The sequence below is a fragment of the Peribacillus sp. P4_C12 genome, assembly GCF_056402095.1.
Map to the genome: position 1 here is coordinate 1 of NZ_JBFUIB010000260.1, position 5,289 is coordinate 5,289.

The window sequence follows — 5,289 nt, forward strand, 5'->3', positions numbered from 1 at the left end:
GACTTGAGTATGTTCACTTGATACTCCTATTACACGACCACATGCAAAAATAATCTGTTCATTTGGCTTTACAACTGAAACAGTGTAAACTAATTTTGTTATTAACAATATCAATGCAAAGGATGTCAAACATGAAAAAACCTCGTATTGGCATGGTAGGTTTAGGAAGTATAGCTCAAAAAGCATATTTACCAATCCTTACTAAAGAAATGGATTGGTCTTTTGTAGGTGCTTTTTCACCAAGTAAAGATAAACGAAAAATGATTTGCAATCAGTATCGTATTCAAGATTTTAATAGCTTACAAACACTCGCTGCAGAGTGTGATGCTGTTTTCGTACATAGTTCCACTAGCTCACATTTTGAAGTCGTATCTTCTCTATTAACTAAAGGAATAGATGTTTATGTCGATAAACCATTAGCTGCAACTGTTGCTGAAGCTGAAAAATTAGTAGAGTTAAGTGAAAAATCAGGAAGGAAGCTTATGGTTGGATTTAATCGCCGCTTTGCTCCTATGTATGTACAAGCAAAACAACAAGCTCAAAACATAGCATCAGTTCGTATAGAAAAACATAGAACAGATAGTATGGGACCTTATTCTTATGATTTTAGAATGTTAGATGATTATTTACATGTAGTTGATACTGCAAGATGGTTAGCTAATGGTGATTTAGATGTGCTGCATGGAACAGTAAATATCAGTATTGAGAATTACCTTGTTTATGCAGGACATGTTTATAAATCCAAGGAGGGTATACCTTTCTTTACAGACRTGCATCGAAAAGCAGGTACTAACCTTGAGAGGCTTGAACTATTAACAGATGGAGCAATTTTAAGTGTTAGGAACATGAATACTTTAGAAATTGCTTCTAATAACAGCCACTCAACTTCATTTTCTCCATCTTGGGATACAACGTTAAAGCAAAGAGGATTTGAAGATGCTGTACAACATTTTATTAATTGTATTCAAAATGATGAGAAACCACTGATTGATGGACTAGAAGGTCTGAAATCTCAATTATTAGTCAATCAATTATTAAAAGCAGTAGCCAAATAAATAATTTCAATTTAATGATATTGGAGTGCCTTCTAACTTTTTACAAAGCACCCTTTGATCTTTGATACAAAAAGAGACCCTTTGCTAGTAACTGCTCAAGATGTGGGGAAGCCATACATTCAGAAACAAGCTCTGTTAAAAAGGGCTACATACGGTTTTACAACAAAGTTATCATCGGAAAAAGTTAACCCAACAAACATAAAAGTCAGATGAGATGAACATTTCGTGATTGTATCTGTATAAATTTAAAAAAACCTCAAATGAACACGAAAAACACTACCAGTTTGGGAGTGTCTTTTTCTTTATTATATATAAATGCAATTGTTTAATTCAATAGCTATAGAGTGAAGGAAGTTAGAGTTATTAATCTATTTGACCCAATTCTCTCATACAGATTTTTAAAGTGCCTAAATACCCTGTATGAGAATATGGAACATAATTTGGTAACCTTTAATTTAACTCATAGAAGTTACATAATGATTATTTTTCAGACTTATCACCAGTATTATTGGTAGTTGTCTTTGAGTCATTCGCGTGTTTAACGCCTTTACTTACATAAGGTTTTGCGCTCTTTTTCTTGTTGGCACTAGTTTTCCAACGATTCCAACCCTTCTTACCCGTTCCCGTACCTGTACCTTTACCTGTTCCAGTTTTAGCCTTAGCTTTACTCATGAAATCACTCCATTAATATTGTATGGTTAGTTTAAACCATTTTACTTGATTATTATCCAAGTATGTTGAAATATACATCAACTAAGGAGATAAGTACAGAGAAAGGCTCAATATTTTTTAATTTTATTTATAAATTGTTTGGCATACAATTTATCTGATTTATATTCAAACACTATTCATTCAGTAACAAGCACGCTTAAAAAAGTGCCTAATGGCTTTTATACGGATATAATGACAACGAAAATCAAACTTATCAAACGTAAAGGCCTGCTTAGATAAAAAAAATATCCCAAAGTTGAAATCTACATTAATTCACCCTCATAAAAATAGAAAAGACACAGCCTGATTGAGGAGTGTCTTTTTCTTCACATTTTATTTGAATATTTTAAAAAGGTTTTGAGTTTTGTCACCGTTATTATTGCTGACATTTTGAATCATTCGAGTGTTTAACGTCTAACTACATATGTTATGTTGATCGTTCGGTTTTTTACCCTTCTTGCCCGTACCTTTATCCGGTCTTAGCCTTAGCTTTATTTATGATATCACTTCATTATTATAGATCTCGATTTTGTTAACCAGATGCTTATCCCTATTTTTTTACATATAGTTAAGTAATGCATAAGGGTTAATAATACAGCACCTGTATTCATACCTAAGATGATGCCTCCCATGTTAAGAGAGGTTTGGGAGCCGAGAATATACATCATCACAAAGGCGACGATATGTGACCACACAGTATGGAAAAAAGCCTCTTTAACTAAGCCTAAGCCAATAAGATAGGCTTRCATCGGAATAACAAAAAAGTGAAAAAGAAAATAAGGACATAATAATTTTAAATAATAAGCAGCTGAAGTGGAGGAAAAAAAGAGTGAGGTCAAAGGTTCCGCAAAGAGATAAATAAAGACCACTGCAGGAACCCCATACAAGATAGTAAAAGACATCGATTTTTGTAATAAAACTCTCAATTTTTCCTCATCCTGTCTCTTGTAAGCATTCGATACATTAGGGATAAGCATTATCATTAGTGAATGAGCAATAAAAGCTGGGAAGAAGCCGATAGTCATCGCTACCCCTGTGAGCATCCCAAAATGTTCAGTAGCCATTACCGCGCCGAATCCTGCTGAGAGAAGGGCAGCATGAATCAGAAAAGGTTGAATCGCATTTGTTATTGCGTGAAAGATTCTTAGTCCCATAGTAGGTAGTGAAACCTCCAGCAACTTTTGACGTGCATATCTACCAGAGGTACGCGAGTTTGTACCACGCTTCATAATACGCATTTGAAGAATCAATAGGCTAATCAGGTATAAAAAGACGAGGAACTCACTGCCTATTAAAACAAAGAAGGCCATCAGCAGGGACTTTTCCTGGTTAAAATTAAATAAGGTAAAGATGATGAACAGCAAGCCAAATTGAATAATATCTTTTAAAAAGTTGGAAAATGCAATCTTTCCCATCTGCTGAACGCCCATAAAATATCCTCTTGCAATCGACGAAAATGCGACTATAGGGATTAAGGTAATAAGCAGCCATTTTATATATGGGTGGTATCTGTCCATTATGGATGAAAAGGTAAGAATAAAAGGCATGACGACACACATAACCAGCACTACAACCATAGCCATTTTAAGTGCATGTATCACCAGATTATAATGCAATGTGTGTTTATTTTCTGCCACGAATTTTGAAATGGAAATATGTAATTCAAGACTGGCAATCACATATATCAAAAAGAAAATCGGCAATATAGACATATAGAGCCCCATGCCTTCTTCTTGTAATTCCCTGGCTAGGATCATGTTCACTAAAAATTCGATACATTCACCAAAAAACGCTGCGACAATCAAAATGAGCGTTCCTTTATAGAAAGATTTCATGTTGGCCTCCTAACAAAGGTGTTTGTATAAGATATGAGACATGCCATGGAATATTCATAAGGAAGGATATAAAGCGGAGGTACCCTTATTGAATTATCATGGTTTTACCAAAAAAATACAGATTAAGAATATAAGTTTTTTAAGAACTACCTTAATGGAAAGTGAGCATAGTTTAACCTTCACATTAAACTTTTCATGCTATTATTTTCCGTCTTAAATCGTTCAGAAAAAAGTACGGAAATAAAAATAACAAAACCCTGTTGGATTTTGCTAAGAATTTTCGTTTTTATCTTCATAATTATCTTTGTTTTATTTGGGACACATTGTTTAATCCATAGATTTTTCTAGGACATCAGTTAGGTATAGTTGAAAATTTAGAATAAAGTTTGATCATTTTCAGGATTTAAGTTACACGACGAATACCCTCGGTTATATATGAAGTTATCTTTAGGTACTATGAAATAGTTTATTTAAATTGATTTTATATCGTGATATTCGTAATTTCATAGCCCGACTTTTCATATAATCCACGTGCAATTTTGTTATGGCCAAAAACGTGAGGTGAAATTTTCTTCATTCCTAATTCTTTAGCGATAATTTCAATTTCTTTCATTGCTTTCTTACCATATCCCAGCCCTTGATATTGCTCAAAGATAATAAGATCATAAATAAAGCCTTCGTCATTATTTGTAGGTGATTTTTGTGCAATCCAAATCGTTCCGACTATGTGTTGGTCGTGAAAGATAGAGAATATATAGTTAAACTCGGATTTTTCACCTTTTGGTAAAAGTTGAGTAAATTCTTTCTTGACAGAACCATTGCTTCACTTTGTCTTTTGTATAGTCTCCAATTGTATTAATAATATATTGCTGATTAATTCATTCTCATGATGGCCACTCTTAAAGTGACCTTTGTTTTATTATTAAAAGTTTTGGCTAAACCAGATGAACTTAGTTAAAAAAATTGAGTGATTTTTCAATTTTCCCCTAGATTAGAAATGCCGGATAAATAGTAAAGGCCTTCTACTAGAGGATATATTCACTTTGTAATTCAGCATATATTTTGCTATTCTGTATTCAGAGGAGATGATCAAAATGAAATTTACATCTATTAATAAGTCAAACATAGATGAATTATGCATCGCGTTTGAAAGTTGTTTAACACAACATGATATTACATTCAAATATGTAGATATGACAGAAGATAACGGAATAATCTCGTTTATTTTTTGCAATGATCCGGAAAAGGCTAGATCAGTCGAATTAGAAGGCAAACAGTTTATTGGATTAGATACAGATTACATAGCAAAGGAAATTTTGGAGCCAATTCTGCCTCGCTTAAAAGAATATGCAAAAAAATAAAATCATCTTAATCGATGATTTTATTTTTGGAAAAATTACATATTTGTTATCCTAAATTAAAAGCTGCTGTTGTTTTGAGGGGTGAAATGGTAAAGGGATTCCGTTTAAATGCAAAGTCTACAATCGCTGGAAGTAAACGAAATTCAACTTTTAGTAAACGAGTTAAACCTTTAGCTACTGATTTGAAGATTTTTTATCTGAAACTATGAGTTTGTTTCTTTTGGACAATACTACCAGCCTTGTTGCTTTACTGACTCGATAAGGCTAGCTGTTTCCGAACATCCATTGACTCTTACAAATTAAATTGGAATCTTACACTAAGTCCCC

At 33.2% G+C, this 5,289-nt stretch carries 4 protein-coding genes and 1 pseudogene; 2 read left to right on the forward strand and 3 right to left on the reverse strand.

Annotation, left to right across the window (positions count from 1 at the left end):
* The first annotated feature begins 131 nt into the window (after positions 1-131).
* Positions 132-1,055, forward strand: coding sequence for a Gfo/Idh/MocA family protein (locus AC1DUW_RS20530; protein ID WP_477643321.1), 924 nt, complete (start codon positions 132-134; stop codon positions 1,053-1,055).
* 480 nt (positions 1,056-1,535) lie between these two features.
* Here the strand turns inward: AC1DUW_RS20530 and AC1DUW_RS20535 are convergent, their stop codons facing one another.
* The 3 genes and pseudogenes from AC1DUW_RS20535 to AC1DUW_RS20545 form a co-directional block, all read right to left on the reverse strand.
* On the reverse strand, positions 1,536-1,727 hold the full coding sequence (locus tag AC1DUW_RS20535; protein ID WP_053346299.1) for a DUF3934 family protein: 192 nt from the start codon (positions 1,725-1,727) through the stop codon (positions 1,536-1,538).
* Between the two features lie 542 nt (positions 1,728-2,269).
* Positions 2,270-3,601, reverse strand: a complete 1,332-nt coding sequence (locus AC1DUW_RS20540; protein ID WP_477643322.1) for an oligosaccharide flippase family protein — start codon at positions 3,599-3,601, stop codon at positions 2,270-2,272.
* A 481-nt stretch (positions 3,602-4,082) separates the two neighbouring features.
* Positions 4,083-4,464: pseudogene (locus tag AC1DUW_RS20545) on the reverse strand (GNAT family N-acetyltransferase).
* A gap of 231 nt (positions 4,465-4,695) precedes the next feature.
* Here AC1DUW_RS20545 and AC1DUW_RS20550 point away from each other — a divergent pair.
* Positions 4,696-4,962, forward strand: a complete 267-nt coding sequence (locus tag AC1DUW_RS20550) for a hypothetical protein (protein ID WP_053346297.1) — start codon at positions 4,696-4,698, stop codon at positions 4,960-4,962.
* The last annotated feature ends 327 nt before the right edge of the window (positions 4,963-5,289 follow it).